Origin of the sequence: Pseudomonas sp. LH1G9 (assembly GCF_002949975.1) — a bacterium.
GTDB classification, from domain to species: Bacteria; Pseudomonadota; Gammaproteobacteria; order Pseudomonadales; family Pseudomonadaceae; genus Aquipseudomonas; species Aquipseudomonas veronii.
In genome coordinates this window covers 5,668,383-5,692,153 of the sequence record NZ_CP026880.1, presented here as the reverse complement: position 1 = coordinate 5,692,153, position 23,771 = coordinate 5,668,383, and the positions used below count along the sequence as shown (strand labels likewise).

Below are 23,771 nucleotides of genomic sequence, written 5' to 3'. Positions count from 1 at the left end.
AGCACCCATTTGGAGATTGTTGCGATGAAGATCGGCGAATTGGCCAAGCTGACCGACTGCCCGGTGGAAACCATCCGTTATTACGAGAAGGAAGGCTTGCTGCCACCACCGGCACGCACCGAGGCCAACTACCGCGTGTACACCCAGGCGCACACCGAGCGGTTGGTGTTTATCCGCAACTGCCGCAGCCTGGACATGACCCTGGAAGAAATCCGCAGCCTGCTGGGCTTACGAGACAGCCCGCAGGACCAATGCGAAAACGTGAATGCGCTGATCGACGAGCATATCCACCATGTCAAAGCGCGGATCGACGGCCTGTTGGCATTGCAGGAACAGCTGATCGACCTGCGCCAGCGCTGTGGCAGCGGGCCGGAGCTGGATCAGTGCGGGATATTGCAGCGGCTGGAGGTCAGCGGCAGTGTCGCCGCCAGCGAGGCTGAGCCTTCGCATGTGGGCAGAAGCCATGGGCATTAATTCAGCCTGGTAACCGAATCAAAGTGTGGGAGGGGGCTTGCTCCCTCCCACACAAGCCCACACCTTTAGACTGAGGCAGCCTTTAGATGGCGACGTCGGCCTTGATGCTTGGGTCAGCGTCGTAACCGACGATTTCGAAGTCTTCGAACTTGTAGTCATAGATCGACGCAGGCTTACGCTTGATCACCAATTCCGGCAGCTTCTTCGGCGTGCGCGCCAGTTGGGTCTGGATCTGTTCCATGTGGTTGCTGTAGGCGTGGGTGTCGCCGGTGGTGACGATGATCTCGTGGGGGATCAGGTCGCACTGCTGGGCCAGCATGTGGGTCAGCAGCGCCAGCGCGGCGGTGTTGTACGGCAGGCCGAGGAATACGTCGGAGCTGCGGATATACAACTGCATCGACAGATGGCCGTCATGCACGAACGCCTGGTACAGCAGGTGGCACGGCGGCAGGGCCTGCTTGCCGTTGCGCGCATTTTCCTGGGGGCTCTTGGTCTCGTCCGGCAGGTACTCGACGTTCCAGCCGTGGAACAGGATGCGGCGGCTGTTGGGGTTGGTCTTCAGCGTCTCGACCATGTAGTCGATCTGATTGATCGTGCCGCCGTCCTTGGTCGGCCAGGCGGTCCACTGCTCGCCGTACACCGGGCCCAGATCACCGTCTTCGGTGGCCCACTCGTCCCAGATACGCACGCCGTTCTCGTTCAGCCACTTGATGTTGGTGTTGCCGCTCAACATCCAGATCAATTCGTTGGCGATGCTTTTGAAGTGAAGCTTCTTGGTGGTCAGCAGCGGGAAGCCGTCGGCCAAGTTATGCCGATACTGACGGGCAAACACAGCCTTGGTGCCGGTGCCGGTGCGGTCGCCCTTGGTCAGGCCATTGGTCACGACGTCGTTCAGTAGTTCGAGATATTGCTTCATGTCATTACCCGTATCGGTGCAGCCGAGACCTCGCAGGCCTCGGCATTCGAATTCAAAGCGCGGTGTTCTTCAACGGTTGCGGACGGTTGTACGCCCACCACAGCAGGCCCAGGCCGACGATGATCATCGGCAGACTGAGGATCTGGCCCATGGTCACCCAACCGAACGCCAGGTAGCCCAGTTGTGCATCCGGGACGCGCACGAACTCGACGACAAAACGGAAGATGCCGTAGAACAACGCGAACATACCCGACACAGCCATGGTCGGCCGTGGCTTGCGCGAGAAAATGTACAGAATGAGGAACAGTGCCACACCTTCCAGGGCGAACTGGTACAGCTGCGACGGATGGCGCGGCAATTGCGCCGGGTCGCTGAACGGCGGGAACACCATGGCCCACGGCACGTCGGTCGGCTTGCCCCACAGTTCGGCATTGATGAAGTTACCGATACGCCCGGCGCCCAGGCCGATCGGCACGAACGGCGCAACGAAGTCCATCAGTTGGAAGAATGACTTGCCGTTGCGGCGGCCAAACCACCAGGCGGCGAGCATCACGCCGATAAACCCACCGTGGAAGGCCATGCCGCCCTTCCATACCTCGAAGATCAGCGTCGGGTTGGCGATGTAGGCGGGCAAGTCGTAAAACAGCACATACCCCAGGCGTCCGCCGACGATGACCCCCATCGACAACCAGAAAATCAGGTCGGAGAGTTTTTCCTTGGTCCACGTCGGGTCGAAACGGTTCAGACGCCGGGACGCCATAAACCAGGCGCCGCCGATGCCGATCAGGTACATCAACCCGTACCAATGGATTTTCAGCGGACCGATGGCCAGGGCCACCGGGTCGATCTGCGGGTAAGGCAGCATTGCGACTCCTCGTTAAATCATTCGTTATGGCGACCGGGACCATGCCCGGGCGCGATTAAGGCTGCGTTACAGCAAGAAATTCAAACCCACGCAAAACAGCAGCCCGGCAAACAGGCGTTTGAGCAAGCGCGGCGACAAACGGTGCGCCAGGCGCGCGCCGAAGCGGGCAAACACCATGCTGGTCAGGGCAATGCCCAGCAGCGCCGGCAAATACACGAACCCTAGACTATGAGCGGGCAGCAGCGGGTCATGCCAGCCCAGAATCATGAAACTTAATGCACTGGCCAGCGCAATCGGCAGCCCGCAGGCCGACGAAGTGGCCACCGCTTGCTGCATCGGCACGCTGCGCCAGGTCAAAAACGGCACGGTCAGCGAACCGCCGCCAATCCCGAAAATCGCCGAGGCCCAGCCGATCACCGTGCCCGCCAGGGTCAGACCGAGCTTGCCCGGCACCGTTCGACTGGCCTTGGGCTTGACCTCCAGGGCCAACTGCACGGCGATGATCAGCGCGAACACGCCGATGATCTTCTGCAAGTGGGGGCCGGAAATCGCCTCGGCGGTCAGCGCGCCAAAACCGGCGCCGATCAGGATGCCCACGGTCATCCACACAAAGATCGGCCAGCGCACTGCGCCCCGTCGATGGTGCTCACGCACGGCATTGATCGAGGTGAAGATGATCGTCGCCAGGGACGTGCCCACGGCCAGGTGGGTCAGCACCTGCGGGTCGAAGCCCTGCAAGGTGAAGCTGAACACCAGCACCGGCACGATAATGATCCCGCCGCCCACGCCAAACAGCCCGGCGAGCACCCCGGCACAGGCGCCCAGCAGTAAATACAGCAGAAATTCCATGGGAGCCCCCAAACCAAGTCCGGCATGTTAACGGATGGAAGGCATGCGACCCAACTGGATACGATGGAACGCCCGCGCCAGTGTAGGTAGAGTGGCCAAACACACAAAGGGGGATCGCCTGATGTGCCTGATTGTTTTCGCCTGGCGGCCGGGCCATGCCCAACCGCTGATCGTCGCGGCCAACCGTGACGAGTTCTACGCCCGCCCCAGCCTGCCGCTGGCCCAGTGGCCGGATGCGCCTGCCGTCTATGCCGGCCGCGACCAGGAAGCGGGCGGCACCTGGCTGGGGGTGAACGCCGACGGACGGTTTGCCGCCCTGACCAATATCCGCGACCCGCATCAACCGCCGGCCCGCAAGTCGCGTGGGGAACTGGTGGCGCGGTTTCTCAGCGGTTCGCTGCCGCTTGAGCAGTATTTGGCGGAGATCAACGGCCGTTCGATTGAATATGCCGGGTTCAACCTGCTGGTGGGCACGCGGGAGGAGCTGTGGCATTACAACGCCCGCGACAGCGTGCCTACGCAGCTGCCCGCCGGGGTGTACGGCCTTTCCAATGCAGGGCTCGACACGCCATGGCCGAAATTGCTCAAGGCCAAGGCGGCGCTGGGCGAGGTACTGGAGAACCCGCAGCCGGAAACCTTGCTGGATATCTTGAGCGACCCACAGACCGCGCCGTTTGCCGACTTGCCGGACACCGGCGTGGGCTTGGCGACCGAGAGTTTGCTATCAAGCGTATTTATCGCCAGCCCCAGTTATGGGACACGGGCGAGTACAGCGCTGATTGTGAATGCGGACGGCACGCGGCAGATGGTGGAGCGCAGTTTTGGGCCGCACGGTGGGCGGCTCGGCGAAGTCGAACTCAACCTGTAGGAGCGAGCTTGCTCGCGAAAAACGTCAACGATGACGCGCGCCCCCCTGAATGCACGCGGTACCCTCAGGTTTTTCGCGAGCAAGCTCGTGTGCTGACTGACACTCCGTAATCGGGGGCAAGTCGAATCGTCGCACCGCCCCTCCCACATTTTTGATCGGCGCCAGGTTTTAGAGGGTTTTGGCTGAGGCCGGGTTGATCATCCGCGTCAACCCCAGGTTCTTCAGCGCCAGTTGCAGCGAGCTGTGGATAACTTGCGGGTTGTCGATGGTCATCAACTCGGCCAGCAGTTCCTTGGCCATGCTCAGGTTGACCTGGCGCAGCAGCCACTTCACCTTCGGCAAGTTGGTGGCGTTCATCGACAGGCTGTCAAAGCCCATCGCCATCAACAGCACCGCTGCCGCCGGATCGCCGGCCATTTCCCCGCAGATGCTCACCGGCTTGCCTTCGGCATGGGCGTCGCGCACCACATGTTGCAGCGCTTGCAGCACCGCCGGGTGCAGGTAGTCGTAGAGGTCGGCCACCCGTGGGTTGTTGCGGTCCACGGCCAGCAGGTATTGGGTCAGGTCGTTGGAGCCCACCGACAGGAAGTCCACCTGCCGCGCCAGTTCCTTGGCCTGGTACACCGCCGCCGGAATTTCGATCATCACGCCGATCGGCGGCATCGGTACGTCGGCGCCTTCGTCGCGCACCTCGCCCCAGGCGCGGTGGATCAGGTGCAGGGCTTCTTCCAGCTCATGGGTGCCGGAGATCATCGGCAGCAGGATGCGCAGGTTGTTCAGGCCTTCGCTGGCCTTGAGCATGGCGCGGGTTTGTACGAGGAAAATTTCCGGGTGGTCGAGGGTGACGCGAATCCCGCGCCAGCCGAGGAAGGGGTTGTCTTCCTTGATCGGGAAATACGACAGTGACTTATCGCCGCCAATGTCCAGGCTGCGCATCGTCACCGGCAACGGATGGAAGGCGGACAGTTGCTCGCGATAAATCGCCAGCTGCTCCTTCTCGCTCGGAAAGCGCTGGTTGATCATGAACGGCACTTCGGTGCGGTACAGCCCAACCCCTTCGGCGCCGCGTTGTTGCGCGCGGGCCACATCGGCGAGCAGGCCGGTGTTGACCAGCAGCGGCACGCGATGCCCGTCGAGGGTCACGCAGGGCAGTTCGCGCAAGGCGTCGAGGCCCTGGGACAGTTGGCGTTCCTCTTCCACCACCTCGGCGTACTGCTTGCGCATCACTTCGCTGGGGTTGGTGAACACCTCGCCACGGTTGCCGTCGACGATCATTTCGATGCCGTCGACCTTGGAGTACGGCAGGTCCACCAGGCCCATCACCGTCGGAATGCCCATGGCCCGGGCCAGGATCGCGACGTGGGAGTTGCCCGAACCGAGCACCGAGATCAGGCCCACCAGTTTGCCTTCCGGCACTTCGCCGAGCATGGTGGCGGTCAGTTCTTCACTGATCAGGATGGTGTTGTCGGGGTAGACCAGGTTGGTGGAACGGTCTTCCTGCAAGTAAGCGAGCAGACGGCGACCGAGGTCGCGCACATCCGAGGCGCGCTCGCGCAGGTAGGCGTCGTCCATCAATTCGAAACGGTTGACGTGATCGGAGACCACCTGGCGCAGCGCGCCCTGGGCCCACTGGCCGGTCTTGATCACGTTTTTGACTTCGCTGCCCAGCGACGCGTCATCCAGCATCATCTGGTACACCTCGAACAGCGCTCGCTCTTCGGGGCGCAGTTGGGTGGCGAGCTTGTTCGACAGGTTGCGCATGTCGGCGCGCACGCCTTCCAGGGCGGTCTTGAACAGTTTGATTTCGGCGTCGATGTCGCTGACGGTCTTGTCCGGCACCACATCGAGGTCGGCCGGCGGCAACATGACCACGGCCGTACCGACGGCCGCACCTGGCGAGCCCGGTACGCCGACGAACTTGGCTTCCTGGATGCCCTTGCCCTGGCGCCCCAGGCCGCGAATCGAGCCGGTGGCTTCGGCATGGGCGATCACCCCGGCCAATTGCGCGCTCATGGTCACGAGGAAGGCTTCTTCGCCTTCGTCGAACTGGCGGCGTTCTTTCTGCTGGATGACCAACACGCCGACAACGCGGCGGTGGTGAATGATCGGCGCGCCGAGGAACGAGGCGTAGCGCTCTTCGCCGGTTTCGGCAAAGTAGCGATAACGCGGGTGATCAGCCGCGTTTTCAAGGTTCAGGGGTTCTTCACGCGTCCCTACCAAGCCCACCAGACCTTCATTGGGCGCCATGCTGACCTTGCCGATGGAGCGCTTGTTCAAGCCCTCGGTCGCCATCAGCACAAAACGGTTGGTCTCGGGGTCCAGCAGGTAAACCGAGCAGACCTGGCTGCCCATGGCTTCCTTGACGCGCAACACAATAATCCCCAACGCCGCCTTGAGATCCTTGGCGGAGTTAACTTCCTGGACGATCTTGCGCAGCGTATTGAGCATGGCTCGGGGTCGAACTCCGTCGTCAGTCGCGCGTTAAAAGGCGCGGGGCAAGCTCTTTGAGAGCGCGACGATAAACCTCGCGCTTGAATGTCACCACCTGGCCCAACGGATACCAATAACTGACCCAACGCCAGCCATCGAACTCCGGTTTACCGGTCAAATCCATCCGCACCCGCTGCTCGTTGGAGATCAGGCGCAGGAGAAACCATTTCTGCTTCTGGCCGATACACAGCGGTTGGCTGTGGGTCCGCACCAGGCGTTGCGGCAAACGATAACGCAACCAGCCACGGGTACAGGCCAAAATTTGCACATCTTCGCGCTCAAGGCCGACTTCTTCGTTCAACTCGCGGTACAAGGCGTCTTCAGGGGTTTCGTCAGGGTTGATCCCACCTTGAGGAAACTGCCAGGCATCTTGGTTGATTCGGCGAGCCCATAGGACCTGTCCGGAATCATTCGTAAGAATAATCCCGACATTAGGACGGAAACCATCGGGGTCGATCACGGCAACAACCTCGCAAACGCATGTCGTCGCATTGTTCCACAAAGGTTGTTCCAGCGGCAACGAGGCTTCTTAGCTTATGTGCAGTCTTGTGAAAAGACCGTATTCTGGACGCCTTTTTACAGACTTTTCAGCGGGTAACTGTAATGCGCCTGGCTTTATTCGACTTGGACAACACGCTTCTGGGGGGTGACAGCGATCACGCCTGGGGCGATTACCTCTGTGAACGCGGATTTCTCGACCCGGTGACCTACAAGGCACGCAACGACGAATTCTATCAGGACTACCTGGCCGGCCAGCTGGATAACGCGGCCTACCTGAATTTTTGCCTGGAAATCCTCGGCCGCACCGAAATGGCCCAACTGGAGGCATGGCACAACGACTACATGCGCGACTGCATCGAGCCGATCATGCTGCCGCAGGCATTTGAACTGCTGGCCAAGCACCGCGCCGCTGGCGACAAGCTGGTGATCATCACCGCGACCAACCGCTTCGTCACCGCGCCAATTGCCGCACGCCTGGGCGTGGACGCCCTGATCGCCACCGAATGCGAGATGGAAGACGGCCGCTACACCGGGCGCAGTACGGATGTACCGTGCTTTCGCGAAGGCAAGGTGACGCGCCTGAACCGCTGGCTGGAAGAAACCGGGCACAGCCTGGAAGGCAGCTACTTCTACAGCGATTCGATGAATGACTTGTCGCTGTTGGAGCAGGTGACGTATCCGATCGCGGTAGACCCGGACCCGAATCTGCGGGCTGAGGCTGAAAAACGCGGCTGGCCGGTGATTACGCTGCGGAGCTGATGGCCCTATCGGGGGCAAGCCCCCTCCCACATTTAACTGCATTTCAACGGATGTACGCGGTTAAATGTGGGAGGGAGCTTGCTCCCGATGCAGACAACTCGGTCCCAAGCCTTAAACCGGCTTGGCGCCCATCAACCCCGCAATCGCCACAAACCCCACCAGGCTGACCACCGCCAATGCCAAGGTGAAATTCAGGCTACCGCCCTCGCCCTTGCGCAAGCGATTGAGCCGCGCCACCAGCCAGAACCAGCACAGCGCCGCGACGGTGTAGAGCAGGCTGGAACCCAGGATCCAGGTCTGCCCCAGCGGCCAGCCGACCAGATGCACCAGCCACCAGCCGGTAAACGGCATGCTGATCAGGCAGATCCCCATCAACAACCATACGAACGCCCACGGGCGCTGCACGGTGATCGCCGGGCCGGCGCTGCGTTTGCGCCAGGCCAGCAGCGCCAGGCCGAGGCCGCTGAGCAGCAGCAACACGGTCGCCGCCATGTGGATAACTTTGAGGGTGGTCAGGGTTTCCATGTGTCGTCTTCCTTAAAGGCCGCCCCAATCAGCGTAGTCGCTCAACCGAGGAACAGTTTGTAAGCCGGGTTATCGCTTTCATCCCAGTACGGGTAGCCGATGGCTTCAAGGGCTGCCGATACCAGATGGCGCTCGTCCGCCGGGACTTGCAGGCCGGCGACCACGCGGCCGTCGGCTGCGCCGTGGTTGCGATAGTGGAACATCGAGATGTTCCAGCGCCCGCCTAATTTGTTAAGAAAGTTGAACAAGGCGCCCGGCCGCTCCGGGAATTCGAAGCGAAACACCACTTCATCGCTGACCTTCGCCGCGTGCCCGCCGACCATATGGCGGATGTGCAACTTGGCCAGTTCGTTCTCGGTCAGGTCGAGCACCGGGAAACCCTGGCTGGTCAGGCTGGCGATCAATGCGCTGCGCGGATCGTTTTCCGGGTGGGTCTGCACGCCGACGAAAATGTGCGCCTCGCGGCCGGAGTGGTAGCGATAGTTGAATTCGGTGATCTGGCGCTTGCCCACGGCCTCGCAGAACGCCTTGAAGCTGCCCGGCTTCTCGGGGATGGTCACGGCGATGATGGCTTCGCGGCCTTCACCCAGCTCGGCGCGCTCGGCCACATGGCGCAGGCGGTCGAAGTTGACGTTGGCGCCGGAGTCGATGGCCACCAGGGTTTGCCCGGTGACGCCACGGCTCTCGACGTATTTCTTGATGCCCGCCACACCCAGGGCGCCCGCCGGTTCGGTGATGGAACGGGTGTCGTCATAGATGTCCTTGATCGCCGCACAGATTTCATCGGTGCTGACAGTGATCACTTCGTCCACATAGTCTTTGCAGATGTCGAAGGTGTACTGGCCGATCTGCGCCACCGCCACGCCATCGGCAAAAATCCCCACGGTCGGCAGCACCACGCGCTCGCCGGCGGCCATGGCGGCCTGCAGGCAGTTGGAGTCGTCCGGCTCGACGCCGATGATCTTGATCTCCGGACGCAGGTATTTCACATACGCCGCGATACCGGCGATCAGCCCTCCGCCGCCGACCGGCACGAAGATCGCGTCCAGCGGCCCAGGGTGCTGGCGCAGGATCTCCATCGCCACGGTCCCCTGCCCGGCAATGGTGTGCGGGTCGTCGTAGGGGTGAATGTAGACGTAGCCTTTTTCGTCGACCAGTTTCAGCGAGTAGGCCAGGGCTTCCGGGAACGAATCACCGTGCAGCACCACTTTGCCACCACGGGAACGCACGCCTTCGACCTTGATTTCCGGGGTGGTCTTGGGCATCACGATAGTGGCCTTGACCCCCAGCACCTTGGCCGCCAGGGCCAGGCCCTGGGCATGGTTGCCCGCCGAAGCGGTGACCACGCCACGCGCGCGCTCATCGGCCGTCAACTGGGTCAGCTTGTTGTACGCGCCGCGAATCTTGAACGAGAACACCGGCTGCAGGTCTTCCCGCTTGAGCAAGACCTTGTTGCCCAGCCGCTCGGAGAGCTGGCGGGCGGCCTGCAAGGGGGTTTCTATGGCAACGTCGTAAACGCGCGAGGTGAGGATCTTTTTGACGTACTGTTCAAGCATCGGCAGGCATCACTGGGCGGAGTGGGCAGGGTCGACGAGTCTAACTCAGCGTTTGGCCGGGCGACCACACGAATCCAAAGGTTTTGATGGGTTATACTCGCGCCCTCTCTACTCCCCGCCCGTTCCGGAGCCCGCATGACCCAGGATCAACTCAAACAGGCAGTGGCCCAGGCCGCCGTCGATTTAATCCTTCCTAAACTCGATGACAAGAGCATCGTCGGCGTCGGCACCGGCTCCACTGCCAACTGCTTCATCGATGCGCTGGCCAAGCACAAGGGCGCGTTCGATGGCGCCGTGGCCAGCTCCGAAGCCACCGCCGCGCGCCTCAAGGGCCATGGCATTCCGGTGTACGAGCTCAATACCGTCAGCGACCTGGAGTTCTACGTCGACGGCGCCGATGAAAGCGACGCGCACCTGAACCTGATCAAGGGCGGTGGCGCGGCCCTGACCCGCGAGAAGATCGTCGCGGCCGTGGCCAAGACCTTTATCTGCATCGCCGACGCCAGCAAACTGGTGCCGGTACTCGGCGCCTTCCCGCTGCCGGTGGAAGTGATCCCGATGGCCCGCAGCCACGTGGCCCGCGAGCTGGTGAAGCTGGGCGGCGACCCGGTGTACCGCGAAGGCGTGTTGACCGACAACGGCAACATCATCCTCGACGTGTACAACATGCAGATCACCAACCCGGTGGAGCTTGAGACGCAGATCAACGCCATCGTCGGCGTGGTCACCAACGGCCTGTTCGCCGCACGCCCGGCTGACGTGCTGCTGCTGGGCACCGCGGAAGGCGTGAAAACCCTCAAGGCCTGACGCACAACCGAATGTGGGGTCGGCGGTGTGTTCAGGATTCTGGTTTCTTGAACACGTAGAACAGGTTCGGCTCGCTGACCAGGTACAACGTACCCGCGTCATCCATGGCGATCCCTTCGGCCTGCGGCACCCGCGCATTCAGGCCATGGCGCCCGTTAAGCAGCGACAAACTGCTTAACGGGCGACCGTCGATATCCAGCTCCAACACCAGGAATGACTCATCCGACAGCGCCAGTAAATGGCCGCTGCGTTCGTCGTATTGCAGGCTCGACAGGTCGCGCACGAACAGCCCGGCATCGCGCTTGGGGTTGTTGATGACGTGGACCGAGTAGGTTTTTTCCGGTTTGAAATGGGGAAACCCGTGAACCTCATAGATCACCATCGGGTCGCGTTCCTTCGCCACGAACAGGCGCTTGCCCACCGAGTCGTAGGCAAGCCCTTCAAACCCCTTGTTGCCCCCCACATGCACACCCAGGGTCATCTGCTCCGCGTCGGCGGCGTCGAGGAACTGCGTATCGTCGTCCACATGCACCTTGATCAGGCGCTGTTGGCGCTCATCGCTGATGACATAGATGTTGTCGCTGATAAATTCCACGGCCTCGGCATCTCCGAAGCCGACCAGGGAAATCCGTCGCAGGATCTTGCCAGCGAGGGACAGTTCGACCAGCTCGGCGTTTTTGTTGGTGACGGTAAACAGGCTTTTACGCACCGGGTCGTAGGTCAACGCGGAGACGTCGTCATCCAGGCCTTCGATCACCTGGCCCTCGACGCTGACCCGGTAATCCGCCAGGCCAATGGCGCGTTCGCCAACAGGCTGGCCCCACACCTGCCAATTGAACCAGGCCCGTTCGAACAGACGAAACTGTTGTGCGACAACGCCCGCGCCCATCAAGGCGATCAGCACCAGTATGAAAAAAGCCGGTTTGGGGCGGGCAAGTCGACGCATCGGGCGGGCTCAAAGTCAAAAATGGCGAATGAATATCACGCCCGCCTGAATTTAAACTTAAACGCGCCCGGTGTGTGGCGTATGCCGCGGATAGAGAAATATCCGACGTAATCGGTTGTTATTTCTGTTTTTCGAAACGATAGAACAGGTTCGGCTCACTGACCATGTAGAGGTTGCCGTTCTCGTCCAGGGTCACGCCTTCGGCACGCGAGATCGTGTTCTTGAGGCCGTTGAAGCCGCCGAGCAAGGTCATGAAGCTGACTGGCTCGCCCTTTTCATCCAGTTCCAGCAGCAGGTGGGACTCTGCCGACAGCGCCAGCAGGTGCCCGGTGCGCGGATCGATGGTTAGCGCCGAGAGGTTGCGCATGTCGAGCTTTGTATTGGCGAGCTTTTGCTTGTCACCGACCAGGGTCTGGCTGCCGTCGCTTTTCCAGGTGAACAGCGCCGGCGGGCGTTCTTCGCCGAGCACGAACTGCTGGTTGCGCTTGTCCCAGGTGACGCCTTCAAAAGCTTTGTTCTGGTCTTTGGACGGGCCCAGGTCGTAACTCGGGAAGTCGGCCTTGTTCAACGCCGTGGTGCTGGCGTCGACCTTGACGATGGTCAGGCTGTGCTGGCGTTCATCGACCACGGCCATCAGGCCGTTTTCCATCACCGTCACACCTTCCGGGTTGTTCCAACCGTTAAGGGGCATCTTGCGCAGCACATCGCCTTGCAGGGTCAACTCGACGAGGAATGGATTTTTGCCCATGACGGAAAACAGGGTTTTCGTCTGCGGATTGTAGGACAGGTCCGAGGCCTCGTCCTTCTCCATACCGGGCAGCCGCTTGGCGTCGATGACGGCGCGGTAATCCGGGAGCCACACGCTCGCTTGGCGTTTGGCCGGGCTTTCAAAACGTTCCACGACCCACAACACACCGCGGTCATCCCAATGCATGGCCCAGGCAACGCCATACACAATCGCCCCGACCAGAAGCAGCCAGGAATACCAGCGCAGAGCAAAACGAGAGCGTGGCTTGGAGGTGACGGTAGGCAGGGACACGGCCATTGAGCGCTTTTTCCGGAAAGTCAGCGTTAGGTGAAAGCACAGGAATAACCGGCCCGCGCGCTAGAGGCTGAAGATTATCCGGATGGGGTGTGAAAAAAATGCAAACAACCGAAACGGGTGCGGGACCTGTGGCGAGCGAGCTTGTTCGCTCGCCACGGGGTTGTGCCGAAGTTAGCGAACGCTGCTTTCGAAGCGGGTCACACCGGACAGTTCCAGCACCAGCTTGTCACCGACATTCAACGGCCCAACGCCAGCGGGGGTGCCGGTGAGGATCACGTCGCCGGCCTGCAGCGAGAAGCAGCCGGCCATGTACTGGATCATCGGGATGATCGGGTTGAGCATGGCCGCGCTGTTGCCATTCTGGCGCACTTCGCCGTTGATGCTCAGGCGAATGCCGATATCGGTCAGGTCCGGGAAGGTGCTGCCGACCACGAACGGCGCGATCACCGCCGCGCCGTCGAAGGACTTGGCGATTTCCCACGGCAAGCCCTTGGCTTTCAACTCGGCCTGCTTGTCGCGCAGGGTCAGGTCCAGGGCCGGGGCGAAGCCGGAGATGGCATCGAGCACTTCTTCGCGGCTGGGCTTGGTCGACAGGGGTTTGCCGATCAGCACCGCGATTTCCGCTTCGTAATGCACCGAACCGCGTTCGGTCGGGATGCTGAAACCGCCTTCCAGCGCCACAACGCAGCTGCCCGGCTTGATGAACAGCAACGGTTCGGTCGGTACCGGGTTATCCAGTTCCTTGGCATGTTCGGCGTAGTTGCGCCCAATACACACCACTTTACCCACCGGGAAGTGGATGTTGGTGCCGTCGACATACTTGTGCTGGTAGCTCATGGAACGACTCCTTCAGGGGCGGTTAAACAGCGAAGATCTTGCCGGGGTTCATGATCCCGTTCGGGTCAAACACCGCTTTCACGGCCTTCATGTATTCGATTTCAACCGGCGAGCGGCTGTAGGTCAGGTAGTCGCGCTTGGTCATGCCCACGCCGTGTTCGGCGGAGATCGAGCCGTTGTACTTCGCCACGGTTTCGAACACCCACTTGTTCACGGTGGCGCACTTGGCGAAGAACTCATCCTTGCTCAGGTTTTCCGGCTTGAGGATGTTCAGGTGCAGGTTGCCGTCGCCGATATGGCCGAACCAGACGATTTCGAAGTCGGGGTAGTGTTCGCCGACGATCGCGTCAATTTCCTTCAAGAATGCCGGCACTTTCGATACCGTCACCGAAATGTCGTTCTTGTACGGCGTCCAGTGGGAAATGGTCTCGGAGATGTACTCGCGAAGTTTCCACAGGTTGTGCAGCTGGGTTTCGCTCTGGCTCATCACGCCGTCCAGCACCCAGCCCTGCTCGACGCAGTGCTCGAAGGTTTCCAGGGCGTGGTTGGCGACTTCTTCGGTGGTGGCTTCGAATTCCAGCAGTGCGTAGAACGGGCACTCGGTCTCGAACGGCGCCGGCACGTCACCACGGCCGAGGACTTTGGCCAGGGCCTTGTCAGAGAAAAACTCGAAAGCGGTCAGGTCCAGCTTGCTCTGGAATGCGTGCAACACCGGCATGATCGCGTCGAAGTCGGTGGTGCCGAGCACCATCGCGGTGAGGTTTTTCGGCGCACGGTCCAGGCGCATGGTGGCTTCCACGACAAAACCCAGGGTGCCTTCGGCGCCGATGAACAACTGGCGCATGTCGTAGCCGGTGGCGTTCTTGATCAGGTCGCGGTTCAGTTCCAGCACGTCGCCTTTGCCGGTGACGACCTTCATGCCGGCGACCCAGTTACGGGTCATGCCGTAGCGAATGACCTTGATCCCGCCGGCATTGGTGCCGATATTGCCGCCAATCTGGCTCGAACCGGACGAAGCGAAGTCCACCGGGTAGTACAGGCCGTGCTCTTCGGCGACGTTCTGCAATTGCTTGGTGACCACGCCCGGCTGGCACTTGGCGGTGCGGTCGGTGAGGTTCACCTCGAGGATCTGGTTCATATAGTCGAACGAGACGACCACTTCACCATTGGCCGCAACGGCGGCAGCCGACAGGCCGGTACGCCCACCGGACGGCACCAGCGCGACCTTGTGCTCATTGGCCCAGCGCACGATGGCCTGCACCTGTTCAATCGTCTTGGGGAATACGATGGCAGTCGGGGCCGGGGCGAAGTGCTTGGTCCAATCCTTGCCGTAAGCCTCCAGGGAGTCGGCGTCGGTCAGCACTTTGCCGGGCTCAACCAGGGTCTTTAGCTCATCAATCAGGGCAGGATGGGTCATCGACAGAACTCTCGAACAATTCATGGTCATCCTGAGAACGCTTCACGTCGCAGGAATAGGTGTTTAGCGGGGCGCGTATGCTAGCATACCGCCCCCGTAGGACAGAGCCCAAGGGCGTTCTGCGGTGACGGCTTTCCTGCCGTCCGGGTCAGCTCTGTGCCCTGATTTACCAATACGTTTCTGTTTGACGAGTGGCTGTTGTCGTCAGGCAAGGCGCCGCGACGACTCATAGCTCTGGCTATGGGGAGGAGCGGCAACGCAGCATGACGGCAACAGACGCCGTCAAACGGGAACAGTATTGGTGAATCAGGACACATCCGGCGATCCGATTCCCTGCCATTTTTCTCCGGGATACAGGTTTACGCAGATGAGCAAGACTTCTCTCGATAAGAGCAAGATCAAGTTCCTTCTTCTGGAAGGCGTCCACCCATCGGCTGTCGAAGTTCTGAAAGCCGCCGGGTATACCAGCATTGAGTACATCACCAGTTCTCTGCCGGAAGCCCAGCTCAAGGAAAAGATCGCCGACGCGCACTTCATCGGCATTCGCTCCCGCACTCAACTGACCGAAGAGGTCTTCGATCACGCCAAGAAACTCGTGGCGGTCGGCTGTTTCTGCATCGGCACCAACCAGGTCGACCTTAACGCAGCGCGCGAGCGCGGCATCGCGGTGTTCAACGCACCGTACTCCAACACCCGTTCCGTCGCGGAGCTGGTGCTGGCCGAGGCCATCCTGCTGCTGCGCGGCATTCCGGAGAAGAATGCCTCCTGCCACCGTGGCGGCTGGATCAAGAGCGCAGCCAACTCCTTCGAAATCCGCGGCAAGAAGCTGGGGATCATCGGTTACGGTTCGATCGGCACTCAACTGTCGGTCCTGGCCGAAAGCCTGGGCATGCAGGTGTTCTTCTACGACACCCTGACCAAGCTGCCACTGGGTAACGCCACGCAAGTGTCGAGCCTGACCGAGCTGCTGGGCATGTCCGACATCGTCACCCTGCACGTGCCGGAAACCGCTGAGACCCAGTGGATGATCGGCGAGAAGGAAATCCGCGCGATCAAGAAAGGCGGCATCCTGATCAACGCTGCCCGCGGCACCGTGGTCGAGTTGGACGCCCTGGCCGACGCGATCAAGGACAAGCACCTGATCGGCGCCGCCATCGACGTGTTCCCGGTGGAGCCGCGCTCCAACGACGACATCTTCGAAAGCCCGCTGCGTGGCCTGGACAACGTGATCCTGACCCCGCACATCGGCGGCTCCACCGCTGAAGCCCAGGCCAACATTGGCCTGGAAGTCTCGGAAAAGCTGGTCAAGTACAGCGACAACGGTACGTCGGTGTCCTCGGTCAACTTCCCGGAAGTGGCCCTGCCGGCTCACCCTGGCAAGCACCGTCTGCTGCACATCCACCAGAACATCCCGGGTGTGATGATGGAGATCAACAAGGTCTTCGCGGAAAACGGCATCAACATTTCCGGTCAGTTCCTGCAGACCAACGAGAAGGTCGGCTACGTGGTGATCGACGTCGACGCCGAGTACTCGGACCTGGCGCAACAGAAGCTGCAACACATCAACGGCACGATTCGTTGCCGCGTGCTGTTCTAACGCTTCAAACGCCCTACGAAAAATGGGAGGCCCGCAGGGGTCTCCCATTTTTTTGTCTGAACAAATCTTACTTGACGTTAACCGTGATCACTTTCGACGCTACAGTCGGGTTGAACTGCATGTGCAGTTTATCGCCGGCGACCAGCTGCAAGGTGTGCTTGCCAGGGGTCAGGGTCAGCTCGGTTTCGGTCTGGGCCTTGCCGAAGTGGATTACGCTGTCGGTGGCCGGGATCGGCACGCTGGCGTCGGGCAGCGCCTTCTGGTCGACCAGCAGGTGATGGTGGCCGGTGCCTGGGGTCTGGTCGGTGGCCGGGGCCAGTTTCAGACCTTCCATGCCGAATTTGACGGTGAAGGTTTTATCGACGGTGGCGCCGTCTTTCGGCGAAACGATAAACACTTTGGCATTTTCAGGTGGCGCGCTGCGAGGGATGCCGTCTGCGGCGGTCACCAACATCGAAGCACCCAATAGTACGCCGGCAATCGTTACACGAGACAAAAGGGCTTTCATTCGCTTCTCCACTTTTCTATGAAATTTGTAGGGTTATGACAACTTAGCGACTAATTGCTGTCCAAGGCACTCAACACCATAACAAAGCGATGCTGAACCGCGCCTCGCACATTCGAATTATTTAGGAGTGACCATGCGCTTTTCGCCTGGCCTGTTACTGCTGCTTCCTCTGATGAGCCCCTTGGCTCACGCCGAATTGATCGATGATGTGTTTGACCGCGGTGAACTGCGCATCGCCCTCGAGGCCAATACCCCGCCCTTCAACTTCAAGGACGGCGAGAAACTCACCGGTTTTGAAGTGGAACTCGGTGAACAACTGGCCAAAGAGATGGATGTGCGCCCCTCGTTCATCACCACCGACGACAGCGACATGCTGCCCGGCGTGGCAAGCGGCAAGTACGACGTGGCCATCAACCATATCGCTATGACTGCCGAGTTGCAGGATCAGTTCGATTTCAGTGAGCCTTATCGCGACAAGCCGGCGCTGGCCATTCCGTTCCAGAAGGGCAACCCGGCGTTCAAGGCGAGCCTGGACAATGCGCTGCAACGGGTGAAAGCCGATGGCCGGTTGAAGGCGCTGGGGCAGAAGTGGCTCGAAAGCGACACGGCGGAAGTCAAAGCACAGTAAATCAAAATGTGGGAGGGCTTGGGAGACGGGCCAGGGCTTGCGCCGCCTCAAGCAACTCAAACTCACTGAACACCCACACCCCATGGCGCTTGAGCAGCGCCGCCGTGACTCCTTCGCCGCTCACCTTCACACCGCTGAAAGTGCCGTCATAGGTCAGCACATTGCCACAGGACGGGCTATTGGCCTTGAGCACGGCGATACGGATATTGTGGCGCTGCACCAGCGCCAACGCCTGGCGAGCGCCGTCGAGGAAGGCGGCGCTGAAGTCCTCGCCCGCGGCGGTCAGCACCTGGGCGCGGCCCTCCCACACGTCGATACCCTGCCCGCCCGGAATCTCGGCGGAAGGCCTGGGCGTGGGCAAACCGCCCGCCACTTCCGGGCAGATCGCAACCACGCGGCCTTCGGCCTGCCATGCCGCCAGTTGATCGAACGGCCCGCTGGCGCCGCCGTCGTAGCGCACTTTGTGCCCGAGCAGACAGCGGCTGACGAGAATTTTTTCCATGCTTAAAACGGCTCGTTACCGCGCCGACGAAACCAGCCGGTCAGCGAAAGGCGCTCGCGGGTAGCGGGCAGCACTTCGTGGGGCACTTCGCCGGACAGGAACACCACCAGGCAACCTCCGCTGGGCACCACGTCGAGTTCGACGCCGTCCTTGAGGTACATGCGCAACTGGCCGCCGTGTTCCGGCAGCCACTCGTCGTTCAAGTAGATCACCGCCGAGACCGTGCGCCGGTCGTCGTCGCGAAACCGGTCCAGGTGCCTGAGGTAAAACGCCCCCGGCGGGTACATCGCGAAGTGGCTTTCAAAATCTTCCAGGCCGAGGAACAAGCTGCGGTTTATCGCCAGGCGCAGGCTGTCCATCACCGTCATATAGCGGTCGCAGACGACGGCGTCGCCCTCCTCCAGCCACTGGATATGGTCGCCACGAATACCCTCGCGAATCTCCTGGGCCGGCCCGCGCCCGACCGCCGCCGGGGCCAGCTCACCTTCAGCCGCACGTTTACGGCACTCAGCCGCCAGTTCCAGGGTCAGAGCCTGGGGCAGGAAGCTGTTTTGCTGCGACCAGCCCTTTTCGGCCAGGTCGTCGACAATGCGTTGCAGCAATGGGTGATCGTGGGATATTTGCATGGCGCGCATAGTATCCATACGCCTGTGAATCCGACAGAGCCGCTGAGCGTCTGAACGCACTTTAGCCAGGTGACTGATAGGACTTCTCGACAAATCCTACGCCCGACACGGACAATAGTGGCCGACTGACAGGAGTCCATATGCGTCGTTTGTTTTTTTCCTTGCTGATGTTCTGCGTTTTGCCCGCTTGGGCAGACGGCCATGACCAGTTGTACAAGGTCGCCGGCTGGGCCGAACAACGCGCGCATTTCAATGACGCCCTCAGTGCCGCCCAGCAACGCTACCGCAACAGCCTGCCGCCGGCGGTGTACCAGGCGCTGGTCGACAACAGCAACAAGCGCTTCGCCGCCCAGGCTGTGGACCGGCGCGCCGAAGCCCAACTGCGCAAGCACCTGGCGGACCCGGCACCGGCCCTGGCGTTTTTCCAGTCGCCGCTGGGGCGCAAGATTGTCGCCGCCGAACTGCTGGCCACCCGCCGCGACCAGCTGGCAAAAAATGCCCAAGGCCTGCCGCACATCGAAGCCGACGCCACTCGCAGCCTGATCATCGGCCACCTGGCCCAGGCCCTGCCTGCCCGCGAAGCCGGCGCCGAAGTCAGCCTGGCGATCGCCGGCGTGGCGGCCGACAGCTTGAGCCAGATGATCCCCGGCCTGTTGGGCGGCGGCCAGGCCCAGGGCATGCTGGATGGACAACGCGAACGGCTGATGCAACAGATCGGCAATGACCTGAACAACACGTTGCTGTACGTCTATCGGGACTTGTCCGACCCGGAACTGGAAGAATTCGCTACGTTTGCCGAGTCGCCGCAGGGGAAGGCGTATTACCAGGCGGCGTTGGCAGCGGTCCGCGCAGGCTTGGCGGTCGGTCAAAGCACCTCAAGCCTGGCGCAGTAAAAAAATGTGGGAGGGGGCTTGCTCCCGATAGCGGTGGGTCAGTATCAGATGTGCTGACTGACACCCTGCTATCGGGGGCAAGCCCCCTCCCACATTTGGTCCGTGTTATTTCAGGTGGTCGGTGAGGTACTTGAAGTATTCCTGGCGAATCTCCGGGATCTCATTGGCCAAGTGATGCCGGCCGCGCTTGAGCATCAACACCTCAGGCTGATCGAACTTGCCCCGCAGCACCTGCAGGTTGTGCTGCCAATCTACCGTCATATCCTCTTCGCCCTGCACAATCAGCGGCCGCCGCGGGCTGCGCGGTGCGGCTTCGATTTGCCTGATCCAGCGCGCCAGTGCCCCGACCCAGGCGGTCGGCAATTGGCGCGGCTGCAAGGGGTCGGCTTCGAGGAACGGCTTGAAGGCCGGGTCATTGGTGTTTTCGCTGAACCGTCGGGCGATGCCTTTGACGAACGGCCGCAGCAGGTAATAGCTGACCTGCGACCAGCCCCACCCACGCGGACGCACCAAGGGTGAAAGCAGAAAAGTCTTACCCTGGGCCGGGCTGTCGGCGCCATGGTTGAGCAAGTGATCCACCACCACCGCACCGCCGGTGCTTTGCCCGAACAGGTGCCAGGGCCGGGGCAGGTGCAGCGCTTCGGCCTGGGCGAACAGCGCCTGCACCACGTCCTGGTACACCGCAAAATCATCGATACTGGCCCGCGCGCCGCTGGACAAGCCATGGCCCGGCAGGTCGCAGGCGATCACCACGAAACCCTGGTCCAGCGCCCAGTCGACGACGTGGCGGTACAGCCCCATATGGTCGTAGAACCCGTGGAACATGAACATCGTCGCCACCGGCACCGGCGGCCACCACACCTGGGCGACCACCGCGAACCCATCGACCTCGAACCGGCCAAGGCGGCTCACCGCCGGCACCTGGCGCGCGCGCAGGTCCAGCCCATAGAAGCGCTGATAGACCCGCGCCTCGGCGCTGAGCGGCTGCGCATCCACCAGGGGCCGCAAGCTGTCGCGCAGGTGATCGGGGTCAAAGGTGACGGGCATAAGAGGTTCCAGACTTGGGGCTTCACGCGCTGCGCAGAGGAATATCGAGCTGCGATATTCATCTGTCGGGGCAAGCATGGCAAGCTACGCGTCCTTCGAGGATTGATCTGAATGCGACAGCCCTACCGCACCACCCTGTTCGCCAGCCTGCTGCTGATCCTCTGCGCCGGCGTGTTATGGGCGGCGTATGACTGGTTCCAAGGCCGCTACCTGCGTGCCTTCAGCGAACACACGGCGGTGTTTTCCGGCGACGCCCTACGCCTGCCCGACGACCTCGCCGGCCCCGGCCCGATCCGCCTTGTGCATTTCTGGGACCCGGCCTGCCCGTGCAACGTCGGCAACCAGCAGCACCTCGGCGAATTGATCGAGCACTACGCACCCCAGGGCGTCGAGTTCTACGCCCTGCAGAAACCCGGCAGCCACGGCCAGTTGCCCGACAACCTGCGCCAGATGAAAATCCTCAGCAGCCTGCCCGGTGCCGATCAGATACCCGCGACCCCGGCCGTGGCGATCTGGGACCGCAGCGGCAAGCTCGCGTATTTCGGGCCCTACAGCGAAGGGCTGACGTGCAACGCCAGCAACAGTTTTATCGAGCCGATCCTCAAGGCCCTTGCGGCAGGCCGCGCAGTGAATGCCACTCACACCCTGGCGGTGGGCTGCTATTGTTCGTGGCCAACCGGTTCGTAGCCCGTCGCCCCACTCTTGGTAAGGAATGTTCATGAAGCGCCTCTTGCAGGTTCTCGCGGTGCTGCTGGCGCTGATCGCCGTCGGTGCCGGCTGGTACGTCTACAGCAAGCAACCCACCCGCCAGGGCGCCGTGACGCTGGCGAACCTGCAAGGTTCGGTCACGGTGCGCTACGACGAGCGTGGCGTGCCGCATATCCGTGCCGAGAACGAGACCGACCTGTACCGCGCCCTGGGCTACGTGCATGCCCAGGACCGGCTGTTCCAGATGGAAATCATGCGACGCCTGGCGCGCGGCGAATTGGCCGAAGTGCTCGGCCCCAAGCTGCTGGACACCGACAAACTGTTCCGCAGCCTGCGCATTCGCGAGCGCTCCGCCACTTATGTGGCGCAGTTGGACCACGAGTCGGCGCACTGGAAGGCCCTGCAAGCCTATCTGGACGGGATCAACCAGTATCAGGACAACCACGCCAGCCCGATGGAGTTCGATGTGCTGGGCATCCCCAAGCGGCCGTTTACCGCCGAGGACACCATCAGCGTCGCCGGGTATATGGCCTACAGCTTTGCTGCGGCGTTTCGTACCGAGCCATTGCTGACCTATGTACGCGACCAGTTGGGCAGCGATTACCTGAACGTGTTCGACCTCGCCTGGCAACCCAAGGGCGCGCTCAACCTGGCCGCCAGCGACTGGCAAAACCTCGGCGCCATCGCGGCCCTGAGTGAACAGGCCCTGGCCGACAACGGCTTGCCGCAGTTCGAAGGCAGCAACGCCTGGGCGATCAGCGGCAGCCGCACCCAGAGCGGCAAGCCGTTGCTGGCGGGTGACCCGCATATCCGCTTCTCGGTGCCGTCGGTGTGGTACGAGGCACAGCTGTCGGCGCCGGGCTTTGAGTTGTACGGCTATCACAACGCGCTGGTGCCGGTGGCGTTCCTGGGGCACAACCTGGATTTCGGCTGGAGCCTGACCATGTTCCAGAACGACGACCTCGACCTGATCGCCGAGCAGGTCAATCCGGACAACGCCAACCAGGTCTGGTACCACGGCCAATGGGTCGACATGACCCGCAGCGAGCAACAGATCGCGGTCAAGGGCCAGGCACCGGTCACCTTGACCCTGCGCCAATCGCCCCACGGCCCGATCATCAATGACGTGCTCGGCGAGAACGCCGGCAAGACGCCGATCGCGATGTGGTGGGCGTTCCTCGACACCCAGAACCCGATCCTCGAAGGGTTCTACCAGCTCAACCGCGCCGACACCCTGGCCAAGGCCCGTGCCGCGGCGGCCAAGGTGTCGGCACCGGGGCTGAACATTGTGTGGGCGAATGCCCAGGGCGATATCGGCTGGTGGGCGGCGGCGCAGTTGCCGATCCGCCCGGCCGGCGTCAACCCCGGGTTTATCCTCGACGGCAGCACGGCCCAGGCCGACAAGCTGGGCTTCTACCCGTTCAGCGCCAACCCCCAGGAAGAAAACCCGGCGCGTGGCTATGTGGTGTCGGCCAATGCACAGCCGGTGTCGCCCAGCGGCATGGAGATCCCCGGCTATTACAACCTGGCCGACCGTGGCCAGCAGTTGAACGCGCAGTTGAGCGACAAGCGCGTGAAGTGGGACGTGAACAACAGCCAGGCCCTGCAACTGGGCACCACCACCGCCTTCGGCCCGCGCTTGCTGGCACCGCTGTTGCCGGTGCTGCGCGAGGTGGTCAAAGACCCGGCGCAGTTGCAGCTGGTGGAGCAACTGGCGGCCTGGAAAGGCGATTATCCGCTGGACTCCACCAGCGCCACGCTGTTCAACCAGTTCCTGTTCAACCTGGCTGACGCGGCCTTCCACCCGAAACTCGGCGACGCCATGTTCAAGACCCTGCTCAGCACGCGGGTGATCGATGCGGCGTTGCCCCGCCTGGCCGCGAGCCCGGATTCGCCCTGGTGGAACGGCAAGCGTGCCGACACCGTCAAGCTCGCCTGGGACAACAGCCTCGCGCACCTCAAGGCCACCTTCGGCGATGACCCGGGCCAATGGCAGTGGGGCAAGGCCCATACGCTGACCCACGGCCACCCGCTGGGCTCGCAGAAACCGCTGGACCGGATCGTCAACGTCGGCCCCTTCCCCGCCCCGGGCAGCCACGAAGTGCCGAACAACCAGTCAGCCAATATCGGCCCGGCACCATGGCCGGTGACCTACGGCCCGTCGACCCGGCGCCTGATCGACTTCGCCGACGTGCCCCACGCGCTGACCATCAACCCGGTGGGGCAAAGCGGTGTGCCGTTCGACAAGCACTATGGGGACCAGGCGGAAACGTATATCGAGGGCGGCTACGAGCAGGCGCATTTCAGCGATGAGGAAGTCACGGCCAATACGCGCGGTACGCTGAAGCTGCTGCCAGCCCGCTGACCGCCTGGAACGCAGTCAAAATGTGGGAGGGGGCTTGTATCT

24 protein-coding genes are annotated in these 23,771 nt (G+C 61.9%); 9 read left to right on the top strand and 15 right to left on the bottom strand.

Features of this window, described 5'->3' with window-relative positions; translation table 11 throughout:
• Positions 1-24: 24 nt before the first annotated feature.
• Positions 25-474 carry a Cd(II)/Pb(II)-responsive transcriptional regulator gene (gene cadR, locus C5F70_RS26295; RefSeq protein ID WP_017845051.1) on the top strand — a complete coding sequence of 150 codons (450 nt, stop codon included), beginning with the start codon at positions 25-27 and terminating at the stop codon, positions 472-474.
• A gap of 82 nt (positions 475-556) precedes the next feature.
• Here the strand turns inward: cadR and C5F70_RS26290 are convergent, their stop codons facing one another.
• The 3 genes from C5F70_RS26290 to C5F70_RS26280 all read right to left on the bottom strand — a co-directional run bounded on the left by C5F70_RS26290 (position 557) and on the right by C5F70_RS26280 (position 3,104).
• Entirely contained in the window at positions 557-1,390 is an 834-nt protein-coding gene (locus tag C5F70_RS26290) for a thymidylate synthase (RefSeq protein ID WP_017845052.1), read from the bottom strand.
• A gap of 52 nt (positions 1,391-1,442) precedes the next feature.
• On the bottom strand, positions 1,443-2,255 hold the full coding sequence (gene lgt, locus C5F70_RS26285; protein WP_017845053.1) for a prolipoprotein diacylglyceryl transferase: 813 nt from the start codon (positions 2,253-2,255) through the stop codon (positions 1,443-1,445).
• A 66-nt stretch (positions 2,256-2,321) separates the two neighbouring features.
• Positions 2,322-3,104 carry a sulfite exporter TauE/SafE family protein gene (locus C5F70_RS26280; protein WP_017845054.1) on the bottom strand — a complete coding sequence of 261 codons (783 nt, stop codon included), beginning with the start codon at positions 3,102-3,104 and terminating at the stop codon, positions 2,322-2,324.
• 121 nt (positions 3,105-3,225) lie between these two features.
• On the opposite strand from C5F70_RS26280, the gene C5F70_RS26275 reads away from it, so the two are divergent.
• Positions 3,226-3,972, top strand: a complete 747-nt coding sequence (locus C5F70_RS26275; protein WP_046487867.1) for an NRDE family protein — start codon at positions 3,226-3,228, stop codon at positions 3,970-3,972.
• Positions 3,973-4,140: 168 nt separating this feature from the next.
• On the opposite strand, the gene ptsP is transcribed toward C5F70_RS26275, so the two are convergent.
• Both ptsP and C5F70_RS26265 read right to left on the bottom strand, forming a co-directional pair.
• The gene (ptsP, locus tag C5F70_RS26270) at positions 4,141-6,420 is read right to left on the bottom strand and encodes a phosphoenolpyruvate--protein phosphotransferase (RefSeq protein WP_017845056.1); all 2,280 of its coding nucleotides are present in this window, start codon (positions 6,418-6,420) and stop codon (positions 4,141-4,143) included.
• A 22-nt stretch (positions 6,421-6,442) separates the two neighbouring features.
• A complete protein-coding gene (locus tag C5F70_RS26265) occupies positions 6,443-6,922 on the bottom strand; it encodes an RNA pyrophosphohydrolase (protein WP_026139795.1) in 480 nt (159 codons plus the stop codon).
• A gap of 143 nt (positions 6,923-7,065) precedes the next feature.
• Between C5F70_RS26265 and C5F70_RS26260 the strand changes: the two genes are divergently transcribed.
• Entirely contained in the window at positions 7,066-7,722 is a 657-nt protein-coding gene (locus C5F70_RS26260; RefSeq protein WP_017845058.1) for an HAD family phosphatase, read from the top strand.
• Positions 7,723-7,833: 111 nt separating this feature from the next.
• Here the strand turns inward: C5F70_RS26260 and C5F70_RS26255 are convergent, their stop codons facing one another.
• Positions 7,834-8,247: a DUF2269 family protein gene (locus C5F70_RS26255; RefSeq protein ID WP_017845059.1), complete on the bottom strand. Its 414-nt coding sequence runs from the start codon at positions 8,245-8,247 to the stop codon at positions 7,834-7,836.
• Between the two features lie 41 nt (positions 8,248-8,288).
• The gene (gene ilvA, locus C5F70_RS26250; protein ID WP_017845060.1) at positions 8,289-9,803 is read right to left on the bottom strand and encodes a threonine ammonia-lyase, biosynthetic; all 1,515 of its coding nucleotides are present in this window, start codon (positions 9,801-9,803) and stop codon (positions 8,289-8,291) included.
• A 135-nt stretch (positions 9,804-9,938) separates the two neighbouring features.
• Between ilvA and rpiA the strand changes: the two genes are divergently transcribed.
• Complete coding sequence (gene rpiA / locus C5F70_RS26245; protein WP_017845061.1) at positions 9,939-10,610, top strand: ribose-5-phosphate isomerase RpiA; 672 nt, start codon at positions 9,939-9,941, stop codon at positions 10,608-10,610.
• Positions 10,611-10,641: 31 nt separating this feature from the next.
• Here rpiA and C5F70_RS26240 read toward each other — a convergent pair whose 3' ends face one another.
• From C5F70_RS26240 to C5F70_RS26225, 4 genes are all read right to left on the bottom strand, one after another.
• Positions 10,642-11,556 carry an SdiA-regulated domain-containing protein gene (locus C5F70_RS26240; protein ID WP_017845062.1) on the bottom strand — a complete coding sequence of 305 codons (915 nt, stop codon included), beginning with the start codon at positions 11,554-11,556 and terminating at the stop codon, positions 10,642-10,644.
• 118 nt (positions 11,557-11,674) lie between these two features.
• On the bottom strand, positions 11,675-12,601 hold the full coding sequence (locus tag C5F70_RS26235; protein ID WP_104904281.1) for an SdiA-regulated domain-containing protein: 927 nt from the start codon (positions 12,599-12,601) through the stop codon (positions 11,675-11,677).
• Positions 12,602-12,772: 171 nt separating this feature from the next.
• Positions 12,773-13,438 carry a fumarylacetoacetate hydrolase family protein gene (locus tag C5F70_RS26230; RefSeq protein ID WP_017845064.1) on the bottom strand — a complete coding sequence of 222 codons (666 nt, stop codon included), beginning with the start codon at positions 13,436-13,438 and terminating at the stop codon, positions 12,773-12,775.
• A gap of 22 nt (positions 13,439-13,460) precedes the next feature.
• On the bottom strand, positions 13,461-14,855 hold the full coding sequence (locus C5F70_RS26225) for an FAD-binding oxidoreductase (RefSeq protein ID WP_017845065.1): 1,395 nt from the start codon (positions 14,853-14,855) through the stop codon (positions 13,461-13,463).
• Between the two features lie 367 nt (positions 14,856-15,222).
• Between C5F70_RS26225 and serA the strand changes: the two genes are divergently transcribed.
• On the top strand, positions 15,223-16,452 hold the full coding sequence (serA, locus tag C5F70_RS26215) for a phosphoglycerate dehydrogenase (protein WP_017845066.1): 1,230 nt from the start codon (positions 15,223-15,225) through the stop codon (positions 16,450-16,452).
• 67 nt (positions 16,453-16,519) lie between these two features.
• Here the strand turns inward: serA and C5F70_RS26210 are convergent, their stop codons facing one another.
• Complete coding sequence (locus C5F70_RS26210) at positions 16,520-16,960, bottom strand: DUF4399 domain-containing protein (RefSeq protein WP_046381724.1); 441 nt, start codon at positions 16,958-16,960, stop codon at positions 16,520-16,522.
• A 133-nt stretch (positions 16,961-17,093) separates the two neighbouring features.
• Between C5F70_RS26210 and C5F70_RS26205 the strand changes: the two genes are divergently transcribed.
• Positions 17,094-17,588 carry a transporter substrate-binding domain-containing protein gene (locus C5F70_RS26205; protein ID WP_046381723.1) on the top strand — a complete coding sequence of 165 codons (495 nt, stop codon included), beginning with the start codon at positions 17,094-17,096 and terminating at the stop codon, positions 17,586-17,588.
• A gap of 1 nt (position 17,589) precedes the next feature.
• On the opposite strand, the gene C5F70_RS26200 is transcribed toward C5F70_RS26205, so the two are convergent.
• Positions 17,590-18,090, bottom strand: coding sequence for a DUF523 domain-containing protein (locus C5F70_RS26200; protein ID WP_104904280.1), 501 nt, complete (start codon positions 18,088-18,090; stop codon positions 17,590-17,592).
• Between the two features lie 2 nt (positions 18,091-18,092).
• Positions 18,093-18,725 (bottom strand): 2OG-Fe(II) oxygenase, encoded by a 633-nt coding sequence (locus tag C5F70_RS26195; protein WP_017845070.1) that lies wholly within the window; start codon positions 18,723-18,725, stop codon positions 18,093-18,095.
• A gap of 131 nt (positions 18,726-18,856) precedes the next feature.
• Between C5F70_RS26195 and C5F70_RS26190 the strand changes: the two genes are divergently transcribed.
• Complete coding sequence (locus tag C5F70_RS26190; RefSeq protein WP_017845071.1) at positions 18,857-19,609, top strand: DUF2059 domain-containing protein; 753 nt, start codon at positions 18,857-18,859, stop codon at positions 19,607-19,609.
• Between the two features lie 105 nt (positions 19,610-19,714).
• On the opposite strand, the gene C5F70_RS26185 is transcribed toward C5F70_RS26190, so the two are convergent.
• Complete coding sequence (locus C5F70_RS26185) at positions 19,715-20,656, bottom strand: alpha/beta hydrolase (protein ID WP_046381721.1); 942 nt, start codon at positions 20,654-20,656, stop codon at positions 19,715-19,717.
• A gap of 111 nt (positions 20,657-20,767) precedes the next feature.
• Here C5F70_RS26185 and C5F70_RS26180 point away from each other — a divergent pair, with 111 nt between their 5' ends.
• Positions 20,768-21,343: a DUF6436 domain-containing protein gene (locus C5F70_RS26180; protein ID WP_046381720.1), complete on the top strand. Its 576-nt coding sequence runs from the start codon at positions 20,768-20,770 to the stop codon at positions 21,341-21,343.
• Between the two features lie 31 nt (positions 21,344-21,374).
• The gene (locus C5F70_RS26175) at positions 21,375-23,729 is read left to right on the top strand and encodes a penicillin acylase family protein (RefSeq protein ID WP_104904279.1); all 2,355 of its coding nucleotides are present in this window, start codon (positions 21,375-21,377) and stop codon (positions 23,727-23,729) included.
• The last annotated feature ends 42 nt before the right edge of the window (positions 23,730-23,771 follow it).

Bases quoted from the DNA above. Each gene is read 5' to 3' on its own strand.
- cadR (WP_017845051.1), top strand. From the start codon at position 25: ATGAAGATCGGCGAATTGGCCAAGCTGACCGACTGCCCGGTGGAAACC.
- C5F70_RS26290 (WP_017845052.1), bottom strand. From the start codon at position 1,390: ATGAAGCAATATCTCGAACTACTGAACGACGTCGTGACCAATGGCCTG.
- lgt (WP_017845053.1), bottom strand. From the start codon at position 2,255: ATGCTGCCTTACCCGCAGATCGACCCGGTGGCCCTGGCCATCGGTCCG.
- C5F70_RS26280 (WP_017845054.1), bottom strand. From the start codon at position 3,104: ATGGAATTTCTGCTGTATTTACTGCTGGGCGCCTGTGCCGGGGTGCTC.
- C5F70_RS26275 (WP_046487867.1), top strand. From the start codon at position 3,226: ATGTGCCTGATTGTTTTCGCCTGGCGGCCGGGCCATGCCCAACCGCTG.
- ptsP (WP_017845056.1), bottom strand. From the start codon at position 6,420: ATGCTCAATACGCTGCGCAAGATCGTCCAGGAAGTTAACTCCGCCAAG.
- C5F70_RS26260 (WP_017845058.1), top strand. From the start codon at position 7,066: ATGCGCCTGGCTTTATTCGACTTGGACAACACGCTTCTGGGGGGTGAC.
- C5F70_RS26255 (WP_017845059.1), bottom strand. From the start codon at position 8,247: ATGGAAACCCTGACCACCCTCAAAGTTATCCACATGGCGGCGACCGTG.
- ilvA (WP_017845060.1), bottom strand. From the start codon at position 9,803: ATGCTTGAACAGTACGTCAAAAAGATCCTCACCTCGCGCGTTTACGAC.
- rpiA (WP_017845061.1), top strand. From the start codon at position 9,939: ATGACCCAGGATCAACTCAAACAGGCAGTGGCCCAGGCCGCCGTCGAT.
- C5F70_RS26240 (WP_017845062.1), bottom strand. From the start codon at position 11,556: ATGCGTCGACTTGCCCGCCCCAAACCGGCTTTTTTCATACTGGTGCTG.
- C5F70_RS26235 (WP_104904281.1), bottom strand. From the start codon at position 12,601: ATGGCCGTGTCCCTGCCTACCGTCACCTCCAAGCCACGCTCTCGTTTT.
- C5F70_RS26230 (WP_017845064.1), bottom strand. From the start codon at position 13,438: ATGAGCTACCAGCACAAGTATGTCGACGGCACCAACATCCACTTCCCG.
- C5F70_RS26225 (WP_017845065.1), bottom strand. From the start codon at position 14,855: ATGACCCATCCTGCCCTGATTGATGAGCTAAAGACCCTGGTTGAGCCC.
- serA (WP_017845066.1), top strand. From the start codon at position 15,223: ATGAGCAAGACTTCTCTCGATAAGAGCAAGATCAAGTTCCTTCTTCTG.
- C5F70_RS26210 (WP_046381724.1), bottom strand. From the start codon at position 16,960: ATGAAAGCCCTTTTGTCTCGTGTAACGATTGCCGGCGTACTATTGGGT.
- C5F70_RS26205 (WP_046381723.1), top strand. From the start codon at position 17,094: ATGCGCTTTTCGCCTGGCCTGTTACTGCTGCTTCCTCTGATGAGCCCC.
- C5F70_RS26200 (WP_104904280.1), bottom strand. From the start codon at position 18,090: ATGGAAAAAATTCTCGTCAGCCGCTGTCTGCTCGGGCACAAAGTGCGC.
- C5F70_RS26195 (WP_017845070.1), bottom strand. From the start codon at position 18,725: ATGCGCGCCATGCAAATATCCCACGATCACCCATTGCTGCAACGCATT.
- C5F70_RS26190 (WP_017845071.1), top strand. From the start codon at position 18,857: ATGCGTCGTTTGTTTTTTTCCTTGCTGATGTTCTGCGTTTTGCCCGCT.
- C5F70_RS26185 (WP_046381721.1), bottom strand. From the start codon at position 20,656: ATGCCCGTCACCTTTGACCCCGATCACCTGCGCGACAGCTTGCGGCCC.
- C5F70_RS26180 (WP_046381720.1), top strand. From the start codon at position 20,768: ATGCGACAGCCCTACCGCACCACCCTGTTCGCCAGCCTGCTGCTGATC.
- C5F70_RS26175 (WP_104904279.1), top strand. From the start codon at position 21,375: ATGAAGCGCCTCTTGCAGGTTCTCGCGGTGCTGCTGGCGCTGATCGCC.